Genomic DNA, 20,586 nt, shown 5'->3' with positions numbered 1-20,586 from the left:
ATGCCCCCGCGTAAAAAGCAGGAGTCGTCGGCGCCATCGACGATGAAGGAACTAAAAGACACCCTCTGGAAAGCGGCCGACCGGCTTCGCGGTTCCCTGTCCGCGAACCAGTACAAGGACGTCATCCTCGGACTGGTCTTCCTCAAGTACGTGTCCGACGCCTACGACGAGCGGCGTGAGCAGATCCGCGCGGAGTTGGCTGCGGAGGGCATGGACGACGAGCAGATCGCCGACCTCATCGACGACCCGGAGGAGTACCAGGGATACGGCGTGTTCGTCGTGCCTGAGCGCGCCCGCTGGTCATACCTGGCCCGCTACGCCAAGGGCAAGCCGGCCACCGGCGACGAGCCCGAGCGCACCATCGGCTACCTCATCGACGAGGCCATGAGCGCCGTCATGACGGTGAACCCGGCGCTGGGCGGCACCCTTCCCAGGTTGTACAACAAGGACAACATCGACCAGCGACGCCTCGGCGAGTTGATCGACCTGTTCAACAGCGCCCGCTTCAGCCGGCAGGGCCAGCACCGGGCGCGCGACCTCATGGGCGAGGTGTACGAGTACTTCCTCGGCAACTTCGCCCGCGCCGAAGGCAAACGGGGCGGCGAGTTCTTCACCCCGCCCAGCGTCGTCAGGGTCATCGTCGAGGTGCTCGAACCGTCACGCGGGCGCGTTTACGACCCGTGCTGCGGCTCGGGCGGCATGTTCGTGCAGACGGAGAAGTTCATCTACGAACACGACGGCGACCCGAAGGACATCGCCATCTATGGCCAGGAAAGCATCGAGGAGACCTGGCGGATGGCGAAGATGAACCTCGCCATCCACGGCATCGACAACTCCGGTCTGGGAGCACGCTGGGGTGACACGTTCGCCCGCGACCAGCACGCGGACATCCAGATGGACTATGTAATGGCGAACCCGCCGTTCAACATCAAGCACTGGACGCGACGGGAGGACGACCCTCGCTGGGTGTACGGGGTGCCGCCGGCCAACAACGCCAACTACGCCTGGATCCAGCACATCTTGTCCAAGCTCGGTCCGGGCGGCAGTGCCGGTGTCGTGATGGCCAATGGCTCCATGTCGTCGAACTCAAACGGCGAAGGTCAGATCCGCGCCCGCATCGTCGAAGCGGACCTGGTGTCATGCATGGTGGCGCTGCCGACCCAGTTGTTCCGTAGCACCGGCATCCCGGTGTGCCTGTGGTTCTTCACCAGGGACAAACGGGCGGGAAAGCTGGGTTCCGTGGACCGCCGCGGCCAGGTGCTCTTCATCGACGCCCGCGAGCTGGGCTATTTGGTCGATCGGGCCGAACGGGCACTCTCGGATGACGAAATTGTTAGGATCGGTAATACCTATCACGCTTGGCGTGGGACGGATTCGGCGGCTCAGAAGCAGTTGACGTACGCGGACGTCCCCGGTTTCTGCAGGTCGGCTACTCTCGCCGAGATCAAGGACGCGGACTACTCGCTTACTCCTGGACGGTATGTCGGCGCAGTTGAAGCCGAAGATGACGGCGAACCAATGGATGTGAAGATCAGTCGGCTGACGAAAGAAACCTTGGAGGCATTCGACGAATCTGCCCGCTTGGAAGAGGTCGTTCGCCACGAGTTGGAGCGGCTGTCATGAGCGGCGCATGGCCGACCGTTCGCCTTGCGGGATTGGTTGAAAATGGGGACATATCTTACGGCATTGTTCAACCTGGTAGTCCTTGTGACCAAGGTGTGCCGATCGTTCGCGTGAAGGATCTGCGGAATGGCGTTGTGGACACACGAAGCCCACTGCGCGTAGCACCCAGCGTTGCGGATGCCTACCGACGGACCAGTCTACGTGGCGGCGAACTTCTGCTCTCAATCGTTGGCACAATCGGCGAAGCGGCAGTTGTGCCTGAGTCGATGGCCGGCTGGAACGTTGCGCGCGCTATTGCCGTGATTCGTCCGACGGAAGTCTCATCTGCCTGGATAAGGCTCTGCCTACAAACTGCGCCGGTCCAACGTGCGCTTGATGCCGCGCTAAATACAACAGTACAAGCGACGCTTAACCTCGCCGACCTCAAGCGTCTTGAGATTCCTGTGCCACCTCGTGGTGAGCGCGAAGCGATTACCGAAGTGATCAGCGCACTCGAAAGCAAGATCGCGGCGAACGAAAGGACGATGCGGCTAACCGAGGAGTTGGCAGACGCCAAGTTCCGTCACGTAGGAACGATCGCTAGAGTCGAACGTCGCACCCTGGCTTGGCTAGCTGACCGAAAAGCACTTCAATACAGCGACGGTTATCGAACCAAGCGCTCGGAGCTCGGCTCTCCAGGACTGCGGATTCTGAGGGCGGGTGACATCCGTAGCTACAGAATTGTGCCCACTGGACCGGATTTCGTCTCGGACCAGTACCGCGCCAGTATCGGCGCCAAGGTGTCGAGGGAGGGCGACATTTTGCTCACCACTAAAGGAACGGTTGGGCGGGTGGCGGTCGTGCCCGCCGCCATGGAGGCGGTCGTCTACAGCCCTCAAGTTTGCTACTTCCGCGTGCTTAATGAGAGCCTGATCGATTATGGATATCTGACTGCCTGGTTCAAAGGGCGCGATCTTGTCGATCAACTATCTTTAGTCATGCACAAGAGCGACATGGCGCCATACGTAAATCTGCAGGATATCGGTAGGTTGCAGGTTCCAATTCCAGATATTGAGACACAGCGGGCTAAAGGGGAGTTTCAGCGGTTGGCAATTGGGCTTCTGCACGCGTTAGGTCGCGAAAATAACGTGCTCTCCAATACTCGTACGAAGTTATTGCCAATGTTGATGTCGGGGCGCATCCGAGTTAGGGACGCCGAGAAGCTAGTGGAGGAGGTGGTCTGAATGGTTGCGCAGTCGGGGCCGAGCGAGGCCGAATGGGAGGCGATTGCGCTCGAAACGCTGGCCGAGCAGGAGTGGCAGCCGCTGCTGGGAAACGCGATCGCACCCGGCGCGGACCTCGGTCGCCGCTCGTGGACGGACCTTGTGCTGCCTGCCCGCACCCTGGCCACGATGCGTAACCTCAACCCTGGTGTGCCGCTTGAGTACCTGGAGCAGGCGCTCGCGGAGCTGTTGCAGCCGAAGTCGCAGGACGCGATCACGGAGAACTATCGCACCCATCAGGCCCTCACGAAGGGTTACCGTGGGATCTCCTACATCGATGCGGATGGGGTGGAGCAGAACCCGACCATTCGTCTGGTCAGCCACCGCCCGGAGGACAACGAGCTGCTCGCGGTCAACCAGGTGATCGTCAGATCCCGCGACGCCGAGCGTCGGTTTGACATCGTCTTGTACCTCAACGGTTTGCCCATCGCCATCGTCGAGCTGAAGAGGGCCGGCGCAGCGGAGGCGGATCTGCCGGCGGCGCACGCGCAGCTGGCCACCTACTTGCGAGAGTTCCCGATGGCGTTCCGGTTCGCGGCCGTGACGGTGATCAGCGATGGAATCACCGCCCGGTACGGCACTCCCTGCACACCGCTGCACCACTACAGCCCATGGAACGTCGACGACGATGGCAAGCCGGTACGGCTGGGCGACGTCATCGATGACGCACATCTCGGCACCGAGCTGGAGTTCCTCATCGAAGGCGTCTTCAACCCGGAGCGGTTCCTACAGATGCTGCGCAACTTCGTCGCGTTCGACGGTGGCGCGGAGGGGTACGCCAAGCGGGTCGCCAAGCCGCACCAGTACTTCGCGGTGACCAAGGCGGTCGGCACCACCGTCGACGCGGTGCACAGCGACGGCCGGGCTGGCGTGGTCTGGCACACCCAGGGCTCGGGCAAGTCGATGGAGATGGAGCTGTACGTCCACCTCGCCGCCCAGCGTCCTGAGCTGCGCAACCCGACGTTCGTAATCGTCACTGACCGCAAGGAGCTTGATGGGCAGCTGTTCGAGGCGTTCAACCGGTCGCTACTGCTCGACGAGGCGCCGGTGGCCATCACCAGCCGCGAACTGCTGCGCGACGAGCTGACGAACCGCACCACCGGCGGCGTTGTGTTCACCACTCTGCAGAAGTTCGGCCGTACCCGCGACGAACGCGACGCCGGTGCGGACCACCCGCTGTTGTCGGAGCGGCGCAACATCATCGTGGTGGTGGACGAGGCGCACCGCAGCCACTACGACGACCTGGACGGGTACGCCCGGCATATCCGGGACGCGCTCCCCAACGCCTCGTTCATCGCGTTCACCGGTACCCCGATCTCGTTCCACGACCGCAATACCACTGAGGTGTTCGGTTCGATCATTGACACTTACGACCTGACTCGGGCGGTGAGTGACGGTGCGACGGTGCCGGTGTACTTCGAGCCGCGCCTAGTCAGGGTCGGGCTGGTACGCGACGTCACCGAGGAGGATCTGGACCGGGCCGCCGATGAGGCCACCGTCGGGCTCGATGAGGTGGAGCGGGCACAGATCGAGAAGTCGGTGGCGGTGATCAACGCGGTGTACGGGGCGCCAGCCCGGCTGCGCGCGCTGGCCGCCGACATCGTCGAGCACTGGGAGAATCGCTCGGCCGAACTGCTGAAGTTCGTCAGCGGCGACGAGTCGGAGGTGGGGCCCGGTAAGGCCATGATCGTCGGCGGTACCCGTGAGATCTGCGCGAACCTGTACGAGGAGATCATCAAGCTACGTCCTGGCTGGCACAGCGACGCCCTGGATCGGGGCGTCATCAAGGTCGTGTACTCGGGCACGGCAGGGGATCAGCCACCGGTTTCGCGGCACGTTCGCCGGTCGTCGGAGAACAAGGTGATTCAGAAGCGGCTGCGTAAGCCCGCCGACGAGCTTCAGTTGGTGATCGTCAAGGACATGATGCTCACCGGCTTCGACGCCCCGCCGCTGCACACTTTGTACCTTGACCGGCCGCTGAAGGGCGCGCTGCTCATGCAGACCCTCGCCAGGGTCAATCGGACCTTCCGCGGTAAGCCCAACGGTCTGCTTGTGGCTTACGCGCCGCTGGCCGAGAACCTAGCCAAAGCCCTTGCGGAGTACACCGACGACGACCGCGAGAACAAGCCCGTCGGCAAGAACATCGACGAGGCAGTCGCGCTGACCACCACGTTGATCGCTACCCTCGACCAACTGTGCGCCGGCTATGACTGGCGCGCCAAGCTCGATGCCGGCCCGAAGAGCTGGATCAAAGCAGCCGTCGGCCTGACCAACTACCTGCGCTCTCCGCGAACGCCGGGGAACCAGGTCGCGGAAGGGGAAGAAAGCCTCGGCGACCGGTACCGCAAACTGGCCAACCAACTCGCCCGCGCCTGGGCGCTTTGCTCCGGCAGCGACACCCTCGATCATCTGCGTCTCGCCGCTAAGTTCTACGAAGAGGTACGGGTGTGGATGGCCAAGTTCGACGCCCAGGAGCGTCAGGCGGCCGGTCGTCCGGTGCCGGAGGACGTCCAGCGGATGCTGTCGGCGCTGGTCGCGACGGCAACCGCATCTGGTGAGATCGTTGACATCTACGACGCGGCCGGCATCCCGAAACCGAGCTTGTCCGACCTTGACGCCGAGTACGAGGCCAGAGCCCGCACCGCCACGAATCCTCATCTGGCGATCGAAGCCTTGCGGGCGCTGCTCACTGCCGAGTCTGCCGCGGTTACCCGCCACAACCTGGTCCGGCAGCGGGCGTTCTCGGAACGGATCAAGGAGCTGATGCTCCGGTACACCAACCAGCAGCTCACGTCAGCCGAGGTCATCGCCGAACTCATCGAGATGGCGAAGGAGGTCGCGGCGGAGGGTAACCGGGGCACCCGGTTCAGCCCGCCGCTGTCCGGCGACGAGTTGGCCTTCTATGACGCGGTCAGTGCAAATGAGTCGGCGGTCAAGCTGCAGGGTGAGGAGGTCCTGGCTCAGATCGCGAGGGAACTCGTGGCCATCATGCGCCGAGATGTCAAGACCGACTGGACTGTCCGCGACGACGTCCGTGCCAAACTGCGCTCGTCGATCAAACGGCTGCTGGTGAAGTACAAGTACCCGCCGGACAAGCAGCCCGAGGCAATCCGGCTCGTGATCGAGCAGATGGAGGCCATGGCCCCGCACTACGTGGCGCCCTCACGAGGGTCCTGATCAGCGCGGGGTGCCGCGGCGATGGTGCTGACCAGGGCCTGCGTACCGCTGATGCCGCAAATCCAGTCGTCAGAACCATGACCTTCGCCGGATTGTCAGCCCAGACGGCCCGAGTCGGCCGGCGAATCGACGTGCTTTTGTGATCACTTGACAAGATGTTGACAAGGACACAAAGGCTGGTATGGTGCATCTCTGTCACATGGATTTGAAAGGATCGAACATGACGGAGATGGCGCTCGCACTGGCTAGGTTTGCCCGAGCGCAAGGCGAGCTCTTCCATAAACTGGCCACCGACCTGGAGGCCGCAGCGCAGGTCCCTGACCTCACCGTGGACGCCGAAGTTGAGATCCCAACCGGACGAGGCCAGCGCCAGCAGCAGATCCTCGCCGTGCCCGGTGTCAGTACCGAGAACGGCATGAAGACTGCCGACATAGCCGCCGCCATCAGCTACGACGGACCGAACACGCACACCTCGCTGCAAGCCCTGCACAAGGCCGGCCTCGTCGAGCCGGTCCCGGGCGCGTCCCCGCAACGATGGCGGCTGGCCCCCCGCTATCGCACCACCAGCGTCGTCTTCATGCGCGTGGCATCCCGCGTCCGTGAAGGCGAGTGGACAACCTACGGAGACATCTCGATTGCCGTGCGCGGCGACACTAAGGCGGCCCGAGGCGTTGGGCAGGCCGCAGCAGCCCTCGCCAACTTCCCCCACCCCGAACGAATCCTCATGGAGGGCGGGCGCATCAATCCGAAATGGCGCGACAGTCAAGATCGTGGGCCGGAATACTGCCGTCAACTGCTGGAGAGTCAGGGCGTTCGGTTCGACAACGATCTCGCCGATGCGCGCCAGCGCGTGACCTGGGACGAACTGCGTCGCCGCGACGAGTCCGAACCCGTCACCGAATGACCGCGTCGACGACGTAGCCAGGACGGAGCCCATGGCACACGGACCGAACACCATCGAGATCAACGGCACCGCGATGCTTCTCACAACCGTCAGCGGCGGCACCGCGGTACACCTCACCGCTACCACGGCACCCGACGCCGGCCGCGAAGCAGTACCCGGCTTCTACTTTGACGGCAACGACCGCGTGCCGTCCGACTACGACCTCATGGCACTGCGCGAACGTCGATGGTCCGACAAGACGATCTGTGGCCGCGTCTGGGCGGTCATGGTCGGCGGCGACGGCGGTGCAGTTGGCCGGTACGGCGACGTAGCGTACGCCCCAACCTGCCGGCGCTGCCTGACCTTGATCGACCGCCATTTCCCGAAGCCCGAACCCGACGATCGGCTCGCGCTCGTCGCCCAACTCGCTACCGACGTGGTCATGGACCGACGAGGCTACGTCGAGATCCACCACGTACCCGGTGACCAGCAAGATGCGCTGCGCAAAGCCGTCCGCACCGCGATCCGGAGGCGCGCCGATCACCCCGTCCGGACCTACTCGATCAACGGCGTCATCTACGTCGAATGCCAGGCCATGTACGACCGGTACGCCCGCCAGAACGACCGCGAAGCCGCCGACGCCGTGGGCGCGGTACTGCGAGGCGAGCCGCCGCCGCAGCGCGAACGCGATTGGGTCATCTCATGGGCCACCTGGGGCGTCAGCTGACGCCGAGGCCATGAGACGAGCGAACGGCTTCCCGTCGATCTGGGCGAGGAGCCGTTTATCACGATCCGAGCGAGAACTGAGCCTCAACGGTCAGATGTCGGTCGATGACCACGCGTTGTTGCAGTTCTGTGACGTGCCCCCGGCAGGATTCGAACCTGCGACACACGGTTTAGGAAACCGATGCTCTATCCCCTGAGCTACGAGGGCGCGAGGGCACAGTCTAGCGACCTGGGGTTCACCTGGGGTGGCAGGGAGTGGCCCGCGTTCACCCACGTCACTCGGACCGCCGTTGTCGCAGCCCAGGAGCACACCCCGAGCACACGGACCCCGATTTGCGACCGGCGGTCGGCCGCCGTTACCCGCGTTGGTACCGGTTCACCCGGGTTGGCATCCGCTGGAGAGCACACACCGCGCACATCATCGAAGATCATGTGGGGTTGCCCGCTTCCCCGGCTGGGCGCCGCCTCCCACGGTGGATTCCGGCCAGGTCGCCATCAGCCGCGCGGTGGCTGGTCGTCGTTGTCGCGGGTCAGGTCCGTCGGGTCGAGGAAACGACGTCAACGTCGACCACGGACGACGGGTCGAAGTTGCGTCGTTCGTCAGCGGGTCACCCGCGCTCGGCTGGTTCATTGGCTGATGATGAGGTCGTCTATGCCATAGTGGCTCCACCACGTAGGCCGGTGTCTGCGAAGTTCGCCCCGGACGCGGGTCAGCAGGAGCCAGTTTCCGTTCTGGACCAGCGCCGCGTCCTCCTGCCGGGCAGCCAACACACGGGCCACGGCATGCATCATGTTCGGGATCCCCTTGTCGACCACGTCGTCTGCCCGCATGGAGAAGTCGATGTCGACGTATGTCTCCGGCTCCCACTCCCAGCGGGCACCGTCGTCGGCCTCGGCATCGAAATAACCTGGCTCCCTGAAGAGACGGTCGGCGCTTACCCGCGGGTGTCGTAGAGGCGAGCACTGAACAGCCGCAGGTTGGTGCCGCTCGGCCTCGGCCTCTCGGCGGCGTCCGCCGCCATGAGATCAGCCACCTCGTCCAAGGGGAGGTCACCCGCCAGGGTGAACCTGAACTCGACAGCCATCTCGACGGCTCTCCTCAGCCCCGACCAACGATCCGAACAATCGCGCCACCCGGCATTACCAATCCGAGTTTCTTCGCGATACGCGCGATGCTGCTGCAGACGACGCAGCCCAACGACGGCGAGCCAGAACACGCCCTCGCCGCACCGACTGATAAACACGTCAGAGGTGAAGAATCCTGTCGTAATCCTCGTCGTACCAGCCGTCAGTGTTGTGCTTCTGCATGGTCCCCGCGACGCGCGTCAGCATCAGCACGTCGCCGTTGAGAGTCAGGGCCGCGTCCTCGGCCCTGCCGGCGAGGATCCTGGCCACGGTGGCAAGCATGTGGGACTTGCCCTTGTCGGCCAGGGTGTCCTTGCGCATGTAGAAGCTGACGTCGACGTAGACCTCCGGCTCCCACTCCCACAGAGCGCCACCGTCGTCCTCGGCGCTGCAGTAGCCGTGCCGGCCGCCGGTGATGTCTACGACGTAACCGTGCTCGTCGTTCAGGTCGGCGCTGAGCATCCTGCCACCGGACGCCGTGGACGTCTCGACCGCTTCGGGAGCAGCCAGTTCCGCCACCTGCTCGAGTGGGATGTCGCCTGCCAGCGTCAGCCGGTACTCGACAGCCATCTGCACCCCTTCATCAGTCTCGCCGGATGATCTGAATGATCGCACCGTCGCGCGTTACCGCCGCCAGTTCCTTCAGCCCTGCGATGGGCCAGTCGTCGAACTGCTTGTGCAGGGCGGTGAGGTCTCCCCGCCAGTCGTGGAGGTTCAACATCACGCGTTGGGTCTGCTCCGTTTCGACCTTCCTGGACACCGCGCTCCAGACGGCGCGCGCTGGCACGGGAGGGGTGGGCGCGTAGCAGTCAAAGACATGCCCCTCGATGAGGAAGTCGGGCGCCTTCTCCGGCCTCCCAGAATCCCCGGTCTCGCGTCGCGCGTCCGCGACCTCCTGCCTCGTGGGGTTCTGGTGAAGCCGGTACCCCTTGCCGGCGACCCTGTCGGCACACTCGTTCTCCAACTCCAGGGCACGCCGCTCCCGTGGCTTCTCGTTCGCGGAGATCCGGGTTCGATGCCCAGTAGGGGACCCGCCGACGACGCCGGTGGGACGCCTGGCCCACAGGGTTGCTGCGTCAGTGTCTGCGGAGACGGCGCCGTCTAGGGTGCGGGCCGTCGGGGATGGGCGGCCGGTGGTAGCAGGGGCGGGGCTGGCCGGTGGGTGTCCGCCAGCCCCCGTCAGTTTCCCGACGACCCCAACTGCCGGGCCTGCGCGATCGCCGCTTCGACAGCCTGCCGGGCCCCGCCGGTGCGTTGAACGACCAGCACCAGGACCTGCTTGATGCTGTCCAGGGCCTGCAGCAGCGGCCCAGGCTGCCCGCCCTGCAGGACCATCGCGACGAGTTGCTGCGCCTCACCGACTCCGGTGATGGCACCGGTCGCCGCGTCACGAGCGGCGTCAACGGCGTTCTGTACGGGCGCCAGCCCGGCGATCGTCTCCTGCGGGGTGGCTTCGTTCGGCACCGCCGCGGTGGCCTTCGTCGCCTCACCGATCGAACCGGCGAGCCTTTCCAGGCCGCCCTGGATGCCCGTGATCGCGTTGCGTACCCGGGCCACGCCCGCCGCCACAGCGACGAAGCCGGCGCCCGCGGCCCGCAGCGCCACCTCCTGCGCCTGACTGTCGGCGGCGGCTGCCAACCCCTGCGCGCGTTCGACCCCGGTCATCACTGCGCGGAGTTCACCGGTGATCTTCTCGATCTGCGACACGTGGCCCGCATCCCCAATCGATGAAAGTGAGAGCGCTGGATAGCTGAACCTACCGGGCTCCTCGCGAGGCCACCAGACACCGGCGAGGCGGTCGGCACCGCAGACAGACCCCGCTAACATTCGGTCATCTCTACATCTGCGGACAGATGCCGGGTGTCGTTGTGGCTGGTCAGGGTCCATCGCCAACCAGCTGAGGGTCGGGTCCACGAGAGCGGTTGCTGCACCCAGGTCGTGACGCTCGCGTGGTACGCCGCGACAGCCGCGGTGACCCGAGCGGCGATAGGCACGGCCAGGAAGTGGTGGAAGGCGGCGTCGATGGTTTCGCCGTGGCCGACGACGAGGACGCGCTCACCTACATGCCGAGTCGTGATCTCGCCGATGGCGACGCTGGCCCGATGCAGGTAGTCCCGCCAGGTTTCGCCGCCGGCCGCGAGCGGACGGTCCGCATCGAGGGCAGGGATGTCCCCGTACTCAGCGACGACGTCGGTCCATGGCCGGCCGTCGGCGGTGCCGTAGTCCTGCTCGGCGAGGTGGGCGACGGTCTCGGCGTCCAAGCTGAGGTACGCGCCGATGATCGCGGCGCTTTCCTGGGCTCGGCGCAGCGGCGTGGTGTAGATGGCGTGAATCGGGCGCTCGTGGTGCTCTTGACCGAGTCGTTGTGCCAGTCGTTCGATCTGGCGTCGGCCTCGGTCGGTCAGTCCGCGACACCCTTGCGGGCCCCCGACGATCTGTTCGCGGTTGCAGTGGGCCTCGCCGTGGCGGGCGATGATCAGTTCAGCGGGGAGTGTCATGGTCGCTGGTCCCGTTCTCAGCGTCTGATGAGGGTGTCGTAGAACCGGAGGCACTGGGCGGCGTGGTGGACGGCGCTGAAGCGGCGGGCGTGGCATCGGGCAGCGCTGGCCAGGGTCTTACGGTGTTGAACATCGTGGATGAAGCGATCGACCGCGTCGGCCAATGACTGGGGATTCGCGGGCTCCATGACCACTCCCGCGTCGCCGATCAGTTCGGCCATGTTGGCAACGTCCGTTGCGAGGACGGGCACACCGTGGGCGAGGTAGTCGGCGATGGCACCGCTGCCCTGGAAGGTCGGCTGGGTGCGGTAGGGGAAGATCGCGAAGTCCGTCGCCGTGACGAGCGCCAACCGAGCAGCGGCATCGAGGTACGTCGGTACGACACGCAGCTGTGTTGATCCGTGCGTGGTGCCCTTGACCTCGGCGGCGAGATCCAGTCCTGCCTGTGATGGGTCGTCCCAGAACGGGCCCGCGACGATCATGCGGCCGGGTTCCTTCGTCCGCTTACATGCGGCGATGAGGTTCTCGGTGTCTTTCCAGGGGGTGGCGTAGCCGTAGAGGCTGCCAAGCGGCCGGGGGTCTGAGGGTTCCAGGGCTGCGGCAAGGTCCTTCGGGTATCTCGGCAAGGTGCCCGATGGGATGGTGGTTGGCAGCCAGGAGACAAGGCGTGGTGCGTCGGGCCCAGCGAGGGTCTCGAGGCGCTCGGCTCCGTAGGTGCCGAAGCATACGAAGGCGTCCATTCCGACGACTCCCCTGTTCACCGCCTCGCGTAGGTCCGGCTCTGGGATGTGGTCGGTGAACAGGGTCCAGTCGAGGCTGTGTAGGTGGTAGACGGCCGGAGGTCGGCGGGCCGGCCACAGCTGGGGTAGCAGTTGTTCGACGTCGAGGTTTCCGAAGTGGACAGAGAGTAGGTCGTACGCGTTCACGTCGACGTCGGCAAGCATGCCCTCGGCCTCCTGGCGGACGCGCTCGGCCGTCCAGAATCGGTCCTGCTCCTTGTCGTAGGGCACGCCCGATGTGCCGAGGTGGTCGACCTGCACGCCGAGGAATCGCAGCGCGGCGGTGAAGACGTCGAGGTAGGGCGGGATGCTTCCGCCGGCGTGGTGTGGGCCGATCAGCAGGATTCGCACGGCTCACCTGCCGACGAGCGCTCGGTAGAGCCGGAGGCTTTCGGCCGCGTTGACTGCCCAGTCGAAGTGGTCGGGAAGGCGGCCGGCCGGGCGTTCGGCCCGGGTCAGGATGTCCGCGAGGTGATCGAGGTCGCGGTACGTGTAACCGCCACCGGCGGCGAGCAACTCGGGCGCGGTGCCGAGGTGCTCTGGCAGCAGGACCGGGGTGCCACAGGCGAGCGCCTCGGCGATGGCGAGGCCGAAGCCTTCCCAGCGCGACGTGGACAGCAGCCAGTCCGCCGCGCGGTAGAGGCCCGGAAGGTCGGTGTCGTCCAGATCTTGAAGGACGGTGAGTTCGCTGCTGGCCGATGTGACCGGCGCGAACGTTGGTGAGTGGCCGAGCAGCACGGAAATGGAGGCGATGTCCCGAAGCCGAGTCGCGGCGGTCTCGAGCACGTCCCAGCCCTTCATCGGCGTGATCTTTCCGACCCATACGAGCCGGAGGCGTCTCGCCGGATCGGGCGACCATGGCGAGACTGTTTCTCCGGCCGCGAGGAGGTCGGGTATGGGCTTGCGGCCTGCGACGTGGCCGTCGGCCCCGAGGTCGATGTGGAAGCCGCTTGCGGGCGTGGTTGGCCTCCCAGGATGGAACCGTTCGCGGTCGACTGCGTTGGCCACCGCGAGTGGCAGAGGAATGCCGTACTCCGTCGCGAGATCCTGGGCCGCGTACTGGCTGACGGCGATGACCTGGTCGGCGGCCTGGACGAGTTGGTGTTCGTCGCGAGCGAGGTCACCCGCGTCGAGGCGGGCGGCGCTGAACTCGCCGCGTACGAGGACGGGGGCTCGGTCTTCGCGAGGTTTGGCGAGATACCGTAAGGTCTCCGCCTCCCAGGTGGAACAGTCGACGACAGCGGGCCTGACCGCGTCGAGGGCGTCGGCGACGGCCTCGCGGTGCTGAACCAGGTCTTCGGTGCGGGGAAGCGAGACGACGGTGACGTCCTTCGCCTGCAATGGGTGGGGTGATTCCTGCGTGATCATAGTTACCGATGCGCCCAGGTCGGCCAGTTGCCGGGCCAGGGAGCGGTAGAGCGTGCAGATGCCGCCGCGGCTCACTTCGTGGAGGTCCCGGTGGACCAGGGCTACGTGGATCATGCTGGCCTCGCCGCGGCGAGCTGTTGTAGGCGGGTGCTGGCCGAGGTCCAGGCGGCCTCGATGATCGGCAGACACCGCGTCCGGGCCGGGTCGTCCTCGGGCAGTTCGTGGTGCAGGCGCAGCTCGCGGGTCAGGACCACAGCGAGGTTGAGCGCGAATGCGGCCTCGATGCCCGTCTCACTCACGATCGCCTCGATGCGCTCGCGGATCACTGGCGTACTTGCGCCGACCTGGGTGTGGAGCATCGCAAGGTCGAAGCCAGGAAGGAACAGCCCGGTGAACTCCCAGTCGACTAGCACCACCGTGGTCTCGGCCTCGTCATCGCTGTCGGAACGGCCGGCATCGAGGAGGATGTTGCTGGCCAGCGGGTCGCCATGGTTGAACTGTGCCGGCGCGTCGCAGCGGGCCAGCAGACTGTCCAGAGCCTCTCGCTGGCCCTCGGTGAGGTACCCCTTGGCGTGGTACCGAGCGATGCGGTCGGAGTAGTCGAAGGTGGGCGAGAACCGGGCGGCGGGGTAGGTCCATTCATTCAACGCGGTGATGCTGTCCAGGACGGCATCGACCTCCCGGGTGTCGAGCTCTCGCTGGGGGTAGCGTTCGACCGCGAGGGGCGATGCGTCGACCCATTCCAGGACCAGCAGCCGGTCACGGTCGGTATGGAGCAGCCGAGGAACGCGGACAGGCGGGGTGGTGTCACCGAAGACCTCGTACACGTCCAGCTCGTGCCGCCACTTGGCCGCCCAGAACGGATCTGGGTCAATCAGATACTTCACCGCTGCCGGATCGCCGCGGAACGAGCCTCGCGCCAGCAGGGTCTTGTCCGTGCGCCGTAGCACCGTGTCGATGGTCAGCCCGATCGTGGCTGCTGCGCCAGGCAGATCAGGCGGCGTGTGCGACATCGGCGGTCTCCTTGATCGAGTCGATGATCCGTTGGCGAAGGCCGGTCTCGGAGCGCTCCCCGTGCCAGACCGCGGCGATCTCTGCGACGCAGCGTTGAAAGTACTGGTCGCTGAGCGCATGACCGGCCGCCAGGCGCGCCAACGAGTGCCAATACATGACGGCGATGTACAGCCGGAAGTGCTGCGCCTTGGGCGTGCGGGCGGGCCAGCGACACCACATCTGTTCGGTGAGGGTCCCGAAGTGGGCGAGGGCATGCCCATCGCCGACGGTCGCGCCGACCATGCTGGCCTCGCTCGCGATGCGGTGGTAGACGACGGTGGGCTCCGGGACGTGCACGAACCGGTAACGATGATCGCGGGCCAGACGCAGCCACATGTCCCAGTCCTCCAGCGCGGGAAGGTCAGGGTCGAACCGGGCCGACTCCGGTGGACGCCGAAGCACCGCGGTATGGACCGGCATGAAGTTGGCCACCGACAGCAGGTCCGGATCGAACGAGAACGTCGTAGGGGTGCTGAATGCCGGCGGGTTCGTGGGGTCGACGCGCGCCTCCTGGACGACGCACACCGTGTACGCGAGGTCGGCATCCCCCGTGCTCAGCGCTGCGAGGGCTGTGCCGAGGTGGCTGGGCAGGAAGATGTCGTCGTCGTCGAGGAAGGCGAGGTAATCACCTCGCGCGACCTGAATGCCGACGTTGCGCGCTGAAGGAAGACCACCGTTCTGGTCCAGATCGATGAGGCGGACGACGAGGCCCTGCTCGCGGGCTGCGTTCGCGACCGTGCTCACGTCGCATCCGCCGTCATTGACGACGACTACCTCGACCGAGCCGGGTACGGCGCGCTGGGCGGCGACGCTGGCCAGGGCATGCCGCAGAGGGCCGGGTCGGTTGTACGTGGGGACCACGACCGTGACGAGGGGTTTCATGCCAGTCTCCGATTGGCGGCGAACTCCAGGATCGGGGCCGGATCACCGCGGTGAGTCCAGCGAACAACTGTCGACCGCTCGGCCAGGGAGGTGACGAGGCGGCGGGCGTCAGCGAGGTACTCATCGCGCCCGCGCTCGGCCCGCGGAAGGTACCGCTGGTTGAGCGTCGGATCGAACATCCAATCGGTACGCACGTGAGCGAGAAGCCCCGTTACGGGATCCGCGACGGGTTCGGGTTCGGGTTCGCCAGCGTCGCCCGGTGAGTAGCTCGCCAACACGATCAACGTCGTCACCGGGGAGCGGCGGGGGCCGAGGTCTACCGTGATCGGGTTGTCGTGACCCAAACGGCGGTACGTGTACAGCATGCGCCGATCGAGCGAATAGACCTCGGATCTCGGCGATGCCCGGTGTGCCTCGACATCGAGCCCGTCACGATCCCACGGCTCCGGCAACGCGCCTTCGAGGTCCAGAAACGTGCCAATCTTGAGCGGAATCAGCGTGGGAAGCGATGTCAACGTGAGGGTGCCCGCGCCGTCACTCCCGTACATGATCAAGTGGTCGTTGGACACATACCGCATCCCGTGCCGGAGAGCGGCCTTCAGAGCGAGGGTGGTCTTGCCGCTTCCCTTGTCTCCGACAACAACGATCGTGCGGGCCTCATCAACGACCGCGGAGGCGTGCAACATCGTGTACCGCCGCTGCTCGCAGTAGTCGACCAGGACTTCCCGTACGCACTTCCGGGCAGTGATCGAGAGGCTCTCGGCGGCCTCGGCACGCAGATGGACCGTGTGGTCAGAGCGGTCTATCCGCCAGGAAACGCCCCACTGGTTGGTGTTCGCATCTGGTTCTGGCAAGCCAACCTGAGCGTCGACCGTCCAGCCGTGGCCCGGCAAGGCGGCACCCGTCGCGGTGTAGAACTCGGCAAGATAGTCGAGGACCGATTCGTCATTCGAGTTCACCTGCACCTCGACCGGCCCGACCGCGAATCGACGCGCGTACCTCATGACGCCTCCTTGATCGAATCGCGCCGCCGCGCGGCCCGGACGGTGATCCGGACGCCTTCCGCGAGCGGGGTCGTGGGGTGCCAGCCGAGCAGATCCCTCGCCCGCGAGATGTCCAGAACGTCATGGTGATGCGGCCGGCGCAGATGGCTGCCTCGACGACCAAGCGCAGCAGGCCGCGACGCTGGTCGAACCATTCGCGGCGCACGTGTCCTGCGTCGATGTTCGGTTTCAGCCACCGGTCGAGCCAGTCGTCGATGGCCAGTGCCACCGCGGCGTCCGTCCGTGGCTGGCGGGTCACTTGGGCGACGACGTCGTCGAGGCTGTGCGGCTGCTCGCTCAGCGGGCTCTCCGCGAATTCCTGCAGCTCGTGGCGGTAGAAGTCGTCGGCGAGGTCCTCGACGCGCTTGTTCCCGTCACCGCGCGAGGGCAGGCCGAACAGGGTGCGGGCGACGCGGCGCAACAGCGAGTGCGCCGTGAACGGCGCGTCGCCGAGCAGCTCCTTCAGCCGCTGTCCGGATGGCGAGAGGGCCAGCCGGTTCAGGACGAAGACCGCGTTCTGGTGGATCTGCAGCTGCGTGTGCCAGCGGTCGACCTCGTCGTCGGCGGCCGGGGCCATGCTCTGGTTGTCCAGGGCGGCGTTAGTGTGCTGGACCATCCGGTGCGTCCAGCCCTTGCCCGCGGCCACCAAGGGCTCGGTCTGCACGAACCGGGAGTCCAGCACCTGCTGGACCGCGTCCGCCTCGTCGATGACGAGCAGGTCGGTGCGGCTGGAATGCTTCGAACCAGCGCATGGACGCGTCAGCGGGTTCCGCGCGGCTGGCGATGAGGCACTGCGCGGTGGTGACCCAGACCTGCGCGTTGGCGATCTCGCGGTGAGCCTTCTGCGCCGGGCAGATCGACAGCAGCGGGCAGTCGTAGGTGGTCGGCTCGTCTGACTCGGCGTCGCGGAGCTTGCCGTGGCACGGGAACTCGTTCGGCTCCAGCGGCTTCCAGTCGGGGTTGGCCGAGCGCCGGAAGGGTTCCAGCAGGCAGGAGGCGTTGGCGTAGGCGGCAGCCGGGTCGGCGGGGTTGTCGTCGTCGGGCACGAGGACGGGAGATTCCTCGATCGCGGAGCGCCAGTACCGTGCGGCGTGCTCGGCTCGGTTGCTGTGTCCGATCAGGGGCACGGCGTCGATGCCGATCGACCGGAGGAACGACACCTTGGCGTAGACGTCACCGACCGAGCCCAGGACCATGCCGACCCGGTTGCCGTGCTTCAGCACCCGGTTGACCGTCAACACGTCGGTGAGGGTGGTCTTACCGGAGTTCATGAGCCCGACGATGTGGGACACGCCGTCGAGGACGAACGTCTCGGGTCTGTCGAGCAGGCCGGGGCCGTTGCGGTCGACGGAGCTGAAGCGCATGTTCTCCGTCAGGCGCTTTGTGCCAGTTCCGGTTCGTGATGTGGGGCTTGCCGACGAGCCTGCGGTCGATCTCCTTCGCCGTCTCCAGCAGTTCCTTCTCGAACGACACCGTCCAGGGTTCCCGGGAGCGGCGGGGCACGAGGGGAAGCCGCGCGACGGGCGGGGCCGGCGGCAGCGTCGACGGCAGGTGCACCACCTCTACACCGTCTCCGACGCGGAACTCGTACCGCCGCCCGGCCGGCGCCGGCGGTCGCGACGGGGTCAGCCTGTACTGCAGCGGGTCAGTCAGCGCCGCGTCGTACGTCGCCACACGGTCCTGGCACAGCGCCGAGCCCGCGACGGTGAACACCGTGTTGTCGTTGACCTGCCCGTCCGCGGCGTCCGTGCGGGCGAAGCGCCGCCATTCCTGCGGCACCCGCAGGTAGTGGTTGAGCAGCCTGCGCCAGTAGCCGCGCCGGGCAACGTCACCCATACGGTGCCGCGCCCGCCGGCACGCCGCCACGAGCTCGGGCGGCAGGTCGACGTACCCGGACAGCAGTGGCTGCAGCGCCCCCACCGGCTCGCCCGGGAAGTGCTTCGTCAGGAAGTGCAGCCCCAGCTCGACTCGGCAGAACGCGTCCCGAGCCATCACCGCTTCCGGGAACTGCTCCCGGCGCATCTGCTTCATCAAGCTGTCGCGCCACGACGACGTCTCTCTCACGCGGCCAACTCCTTCACCCGCTCCTTGACCCGAGCCACCAGCTGGTTCTCGTCGATCACGCGCACGCCCGCGATCCGCCCGTCGAGCTCGGCCTCCAGGTCGCTGATGTATCCCGGCTGCACCGCCCGGTGAGCGGGAAGCGCCAGGTACCGCCGGTCGCACGCCGGTGCCTGCGGCCAGGTGAAGCCCCGGCCCAACAGCCGCGCGCTGACCTGGTCCTTCGCGTCCACGCCCCAGGTCTCGGCAACCTCCGGCACGCCACTCGCGCCTGGGCGCAGGAACTCGATCAACACGTCCAGCGCGTCGACTCCCGGGTACGGCGTAACCCTGATCACCGGCGCCAGCGCGTCGACCGACAGCGCGTCGATGATCCGCGCCTCCACTAGGCCCGGGTCGTGGATGTACTTGCGGGTCGCCCGGTGCTGCTCGTAGACCACCGCCATTGGCACGGCCGTCCACGTCTCCGGTGACCCCCCGGGACAACCCGCGGTCGCGCAGCACGCCGATGGATCGGCCAGCACGTTGCGGCACGAAGGGCACAGCAGGTAGTCCTGCGGCTCCCGGGCGGGCCTCGAGTGGTAGGCGAGGCTGATCAGCCGGTGGACATGCGTCTGCCCGCTGTTGTCCGTCGCCGGAAAGCGCCGCTCAAGGCCGCGGACCTCACGGTCGGCGACGACCGCGTGGTCGATGAGGTAACGCCGCAGCACCGCGTACGCCCCCGCGATCTCCTCGTCCGAGGAGCCGTTCGCGGCCGCGGCTTCCCGCAGTGCCAGGTGCACCTGGTTCTCAGTCCACTCGGCCTCCACGTCGTGCCGCGCGAGCCGAGAGCCCTGCACCGCGAACTCGGTCAGGTCACCGTCGGCCAGCAGACTGTTCTGTAGGTCGGTGATCGACAGGTCGAGCTGCACAGGCCACGTCGCCAACGGCTGCGCACAGAGTTCCAACAGGACGAGGTCGCTGTCGAGCGGCTGCAGACCCTGGTCGGCGAAACGCCACCACAGACGCGAGAAGCCCACCCGCCACGGGGCCGGCAGCAACCCCACCTCCTTCGCCGACCCGCCCGCCGCCTGTCTCCTCCGCTGAACGATGCCGGCCAGTCCGGCGGACAACATCATCACCGTCAGGTAGTCGTCATCCGGAGTCCGAACTCGTCCGAGATGCCCGCCAACGATCGGCGCCTGAGCATGAACGTCCATTGAAGCCGTTCCTCACAGCTAAGTCCGACCGGTTTCCCCTGCAAGGGGCGGCGGCTCCAGTAGACACCCCGTCCCTGACACTCTCGGGGCTCACACGCCCGCGACTTACCGTTCGGGCGCCCTCGACGGCACCCGGGGAACCTGAGGCGGTTCGACGGCTGGCTCCATGTCGGACCCTGCTGGTTCACTTGGCCGCGAGTGACTGACGAAAGAGGCGTGGAGTGACCGATCAGCCGGACGAACCCTCGCGGCAGCACCCGAGCCTGCTGCGGGTCGCCGCGTGGATCCCTGACGTCGACGAGAACCTGGAGCGGTGGGAGGAACTCGAGCAGATTGCGGTGCAGTGGATCGAGGAGCAGGCCGCCTCCGACGGGGTGACCCCGGTGGTGTTCTACAACGCGGCGACGGCGCACGGGGGCCCCGGCCCGGTCCACCGGCTGGCGAGCCGCTACCGGTTCAGCTACCCGCTCGACCGAAACCGGCCTCGTGGCGCTGTAGTGGCGTTCCACCCGGACGCCCGGTCGCTGCGCCAGGCGACTGACCTGGCGCGCGGATCGGCGCTGGTGGTCTTGGAGAGTGCGATGACCCCGCTGGCCGGATGGGCTGCCGGGACCCGGGCAGAGGACCTGTCCGGGGTGTATCCGCAGGTGCCGGCGCTGGATCCCGAGGCGCAGAAGGCCCTCGACCGTGCCCTGTTCTTCGGCGGGCACAACAACTGGACCGGAAGTCACGAGCGTGAGCACGCCCGCAAGGCATTGGACGCCGTGCTGCGCGGCGGGCTGATCGACGTCGACACTGCCGTGGGGTATGCCCTGGCACACGCAGGGGTCTCGGAGGTGGGCGCGAAGAACCTCCGCAGCAGCCTGGAACACAAGAGGCGGTAGTTCCACCCGGGGAGACAGAGCAG

19 protein-coding genes, 1 tRNA gene and 1 pseudogene are annotated in these 20,586 nt (G+C 66.4%); 6 read left to right on the top strand and 15 right to left on the bottom strand.

The window, feature by feature from the left end:
- The 5 genes from ACN26Z_RS05020 to ACN26Z_RS05000 all read left to right on the top strand — a co-directional run bounded on the left by ACN26Z_RS05020 (position 1) and on the right by ACN26Z_RS05000 (position 7,672).
- Complete coding sequence (locus tag ACN26Z_RS05020) at positions 1-1,623, top strand: type I restriction-modification system subunit M (protein ID WP_421460072.1); 1,623 nt, start codon at positions 1-3, stop codon at positions 1,621-1,623.
- Positions 1,620-2,846, top strand: coding sequence for a restriction endonuclease subunit S (locus tag ACN26Z_RS05015; RefSeq protein ID WP_421460070.1), 1,227 nt, complete (start codon positions 1,620-1,622; stop codon positions 2,844-2,846). The genes ACN26Z_RS05020 and ACN26Z_RS05015 overlap by 4 nt, the downstream gene beginning before the upstream one ends.
- Positions 2,847-6,062: a type I restriction endonuclease subunit R gene (locus ACN26Z_RS05010; protein WP_421460069.1), complete on the top strand. Its 3,216-nt coding sequence runs from the start codon at positions 2,847-2,849 to the stop codon at positions 6,060-6,062.
- 220 nt (positions 6,063-6,282) lie between these two features.
- On the top strand, positions 6,283-6,966 hold the full coding sequence (locus tag ACN26Z_RS05005; RefSeq protein WP_421460068.1) for a hypothetical protein: 684 nt from the start codon (positions 6,283-6,285) through the stop codon (positions 6,964-6,966).
- Between the two features lie 31 nt (positions 6,967-6,997).
- Positions 6,998-7,672 carry a hypothetical protein gene (locus ACN26Z_RS05000; RefSeq protein ID WP_421460067.1) on the top strand — a complete coding sequence of 225 codons (675 nt, stop codon included), beginning with the start codon at positions 6,998-7,000 and terminating at the stop codon, positions 7,670-7,672.
- Positions 7,673-7,806: 134 nt separating this feature from the next.
- On the opposite strand, the gene ACN26Z_RS04995 is transcribed toward ACN26Z_RS05000, so the two are convergent.
- The 15 genes and pseudogenes from ACN26Z_RS04995 to ACN26Z_RS04925 all read right to left on the bottom strand — a co-directional run bounded on the left by ACN26Z_RS04995 (position 7,807) and on the right by ACN26Z_RS04925 (position 19,679).
- Positions 7,807-7,879 (bottom strand) — tRNA-Arg (locus ACN26Z_RS04995).
- A gap of 419 nt (positions 7,880-8,298) precedes the next feature.
- Positions 8,299-8,756 (bottom strand): annotated as a pseudogene (locus ACN26Z_RS04990) (SitI3 family protein).
- 160 nt (positions 8,757-8,916) lie between these two features.
- Positions 8,917-9,366, bottom strand: coding sequence for a SitI3 family protein (locus ACN26Z_RS04985; protein WP_421460066.1), 450 nt, complete (start codon positions 9,364-9,366; stop codon positions 8,917-8,919).
- A 13-nt stretch (positions 9,367-9,379) separates the two neighbouring features.
- Complete coding sequence (locus ACN26Z_RS04980) at positions 9,380-9,766, bottom strand: hypothetical protein (protein ID WP_421464529.1); 387 nt, start codon at positions 9,764-9,766, stop codon at positions 9,380-9,382.
- Between the two features lie 209 nt (positions 9,767-9,975).
- The gene (locus ACN26Z_RS04975) at positions 9,976-10,503 is read right to left on the bottom strand and encodes a DUF6244 family protein (protein WP_421460065.1); all 528 of its coding nucleotides are present in this window, start codon (positions 10,501-10,503) and stop codon (positions 9,976-9,978) included.
- Between the two features lie 113 nt (positions 10,504-10,616).
- The gene (locus tag ACN26Z_RS04970) at positions 10,617-11,294 is read right to left on the bottom strand and encodes a histidine phosphatase family protein (RefSeq protein WP_421460064.1); all 678 of its coding nucleotides are present in this window, start codon (positions 11,292-11,294) and stop codon (positions 10,617-10,619) included.
- Between the two features lie 17 nt (positions 11,295-11,311).
- A complete protein-coding gene (locus ACN26Z_RS04965) occupies positions 11,312-12,424 on the bottom strand; it encodes a glycosyltransferase family 4 protein (RefSeq protein ID WP_421460063.1) in 1,113 nt (370 codons plus the stop codon).
- A 3-nt stretch (positions 12,425-12,427) separates the two neighbouring features.
- The gene (locus ACN26Z_RS04960; RefSeq protein WP_421460061.1) at positions 12,428-13,516 is read right to left on the bottom strand and encodes a glycosyltransferase family 4 protein; all 1,089 of its coding nucleotides are present in this window, start codon (positions 13,514-13,516) and stop codon (positions 12,428-12,430) included.
- Positions 13,517-13,551: 35 nt separating this feature from the next.
- The gene (locus tag ACN26Z_RS04955) at positions 13,552-14,454 is read right to left on the bottom strand and encodes a phosphotransferase family protein (protein ID WP_421460060.1); all 903 of its coding nucleotides are present in this window, start codon (positions 14,452-14,454) and stop codon (positions 13,552-13,554) included.
- On the bottom strand, positions 14,435-15,376 hold the full coding sequence (locus tag ACN26Z_RS04950; RefSeq protein ID WP_421460058.1) for a glycosyltransferase family 2 protein: 942 nt from the start codon (positions 15,374-15,376) through the stop codon (positions 14,435-14,437). Before ACN26Z_RS04950 ends, ACN26Z_RS04955 begins: the two co-directional genes overlap by 20 nt.
- On the bottom strand, positions 15,373-16,380 hold the full coding sequence (locus ACN26Z_RS04945) for a hypothetical protein (RefSeq protein WP_421460056.1): 1,008 nt from the start codon (positions 16,378-16,380) through the stop codon (positions 15,373-15,375). Before ACN26Z_RS04945 ends, ACN26Z_RS04950 begins: the two co-directional genes overlap by 4 nt.
- Positions 16,322-17,065, bottom strand: coding sequence for a hypothetical protein (locus ACN26Z_RS04940; RefSeq protein WP_421460054.1), 744 nt, complete (start codon positions 17,063-17,065; stop codon positions 16,322-16,324). Before ACN26Z_RS04940 ends, ACN26Z_RS04945 begins: the two co-directional genes overlap by 59 nt.
- Positions 17,019-17,690: a hypothetical protein gene (locus ACN26Z_RS04935; RefSeq protein ID WP_421460053.1), complete on the bottom strand. Its 672-nt coding sequence runs from the start codon at positions 17,688-17,690 to the stop codon at positions 17,019-17,021. The genes ACN26Z_RS04940 and ACN26Z_RS04935 overlap by 47 nt, the downstream gene beginning before the upstream one ends.
- Positions 17,677-18,483: a hypothetical protein gene (locus ACN26Z_RS04930; protein ID WP_421460052.1), complete on the bottom strand. Its 807-nt coding sequence runs from the start codon at positions 18,481-18,483 to the stop codon at positions 17,677-17,679. Before ACN26Z_RS04930 ends, ACN26Z_RS04935 begins: the two co-directional genes overlap by 14 nt.
- On the bottom strand, positions 18,480-19,679 hold the full coding sequence (locus tag ACN26Z_RS04925) for a hypothetical protein (RefSeq protein ID WP_421460051.1): 1,200 nt from the start codon (positions 19,677-19,679) through the stop codon (positions 18,480-18,482). The genes ACN26Z_RS04930 and ACN26Z_RS04925 overlap by 4 nt, the downstream gene beginning before the upstream one ends.
- A 221-nt stretch (positions 19,680-19,900) precedes the next feature.
- On the opposite strand from ACN26Z_RS04925, the gene ACN26Z_RS04920 reads away from it, so the two are divergent.
- Positions 19,901-20,563: a hypothetical protein gene (locus ACN26Z_RS04920; RefSeq protein ID WP_421460050.1), complete on the top strand. Its 663-nt coding sequence runs from the start codon at positions 19,901-19,903 to the stop codon at positions 20,561-20,563.
- The last annotated feature ends 23 nt before the right edge of the window (positions 20,564-20,586 follow it).

Source organism: Verrucosispora sp. WMMD703 (genome assembly GCF_049178935.1).
Lineage (GTDB): Bacteria > Actinomycetota > Actinomycetes > Mycobacteriales > Micromonosporaceae > Micromonospora > Micromonospora sediminimaris.
The sequence above is the reverse complement of the archived record's forward strand: the minus strand, read 5'-3'. Positions and strand labels throughout refer to the sequence as shown.

Excerpts from the sequence above, each read along its gene's own strand:
- ACN26Z_RS05020 (WP_421460072.1), top strand. The coding sequence starts at position 1 with ATGCCCCCGCGTAAAAAGCAGGAGTCGTCGGCGCCATCGACGATGAAG.
- ACN26Z_RS05015 (WP_421460070.1), top strand. The coding sequence starts at position 1,620 with ATGAGCGGCGCATGGCCGACCGTTCGCCTTGCGGGATTGGTTGAAAAT.
- ACN26Z_RS05005 (WP_421460068.1), top strand. The coding sequence starts at position 6,283 with ATGACGGAGATGGCGCTCGCACTGGCTAGGTTTGCCCGAGCGCAAGGC.
- ACN26Z_RS04950 (WP_421460058.1), bottom strand. The coding sequence starts at position 15,376 with ATGAAACCCCTCGTCACGGTCGTGGTCCCCACGTACAACCGACCCGGC.
- ACN26Z_RS05010 (WP_421460069.1), top strand. The coding sequence starts at position 2,847 with ATGGTTGCGCAGTCGGGGCCGAGCGAGGCCGAATGGGAGGCGATTGCG.
- ACN26Z_RS04945 (WP_421460056.1), bottom strand. The coding sequence starts at position 16,380 with ATGAGGTACGCGCGTCGATTCGCGGTCGGGCCGGTCGAGGTGCAGGTG.
- ACN26Z_RS04935 (WP_421460053.1), bottom strand. The coding sequence starts at position 17,690 with ATGAACTCCGGTAAGACCACCCTCACCGACGTGTTGACGGTCAACCGG.
- ACN26Z_RS04970 (WP_421460064.1), bottom strand. The coding sequence starts at position 11,294 with ATGACACTCCCCGCTGAACTGATCATCGCCCGCCACGGCGAGGCCCAC.
- ACN26Z_RS04955 (WP_421460060.1), bottom strand. The coding sequence starts at position 14,454 with ATGTCGCACACGCCGCCTGATCTGCCTGGCGCAGCAGCCACGATCGGG.
- ACN26Z_RS05000 (WP_421460067.1), top strand. The coding sequence starts at position 6,998 with ATGGCACACGGACCGAACACCATCGAGATCAACGGCACCGCGATGCTT.
- ACN26Z_RS04985 (WP_421460066.1), bottom strand. The coding sequence starts at position 9,366 with ATGGCTGTCGAGTACCGGCTGACGCTGGCAGGCGACATCCCACTCGAG.
- ACN26Z_RS04925 (WP_421460051.1), bottom strand. The coding sequence starts at position 19,679 with ATGGACGTTCATGCTCAGGCGCCGATCGTTGGCGGGCATCTCGGACGA.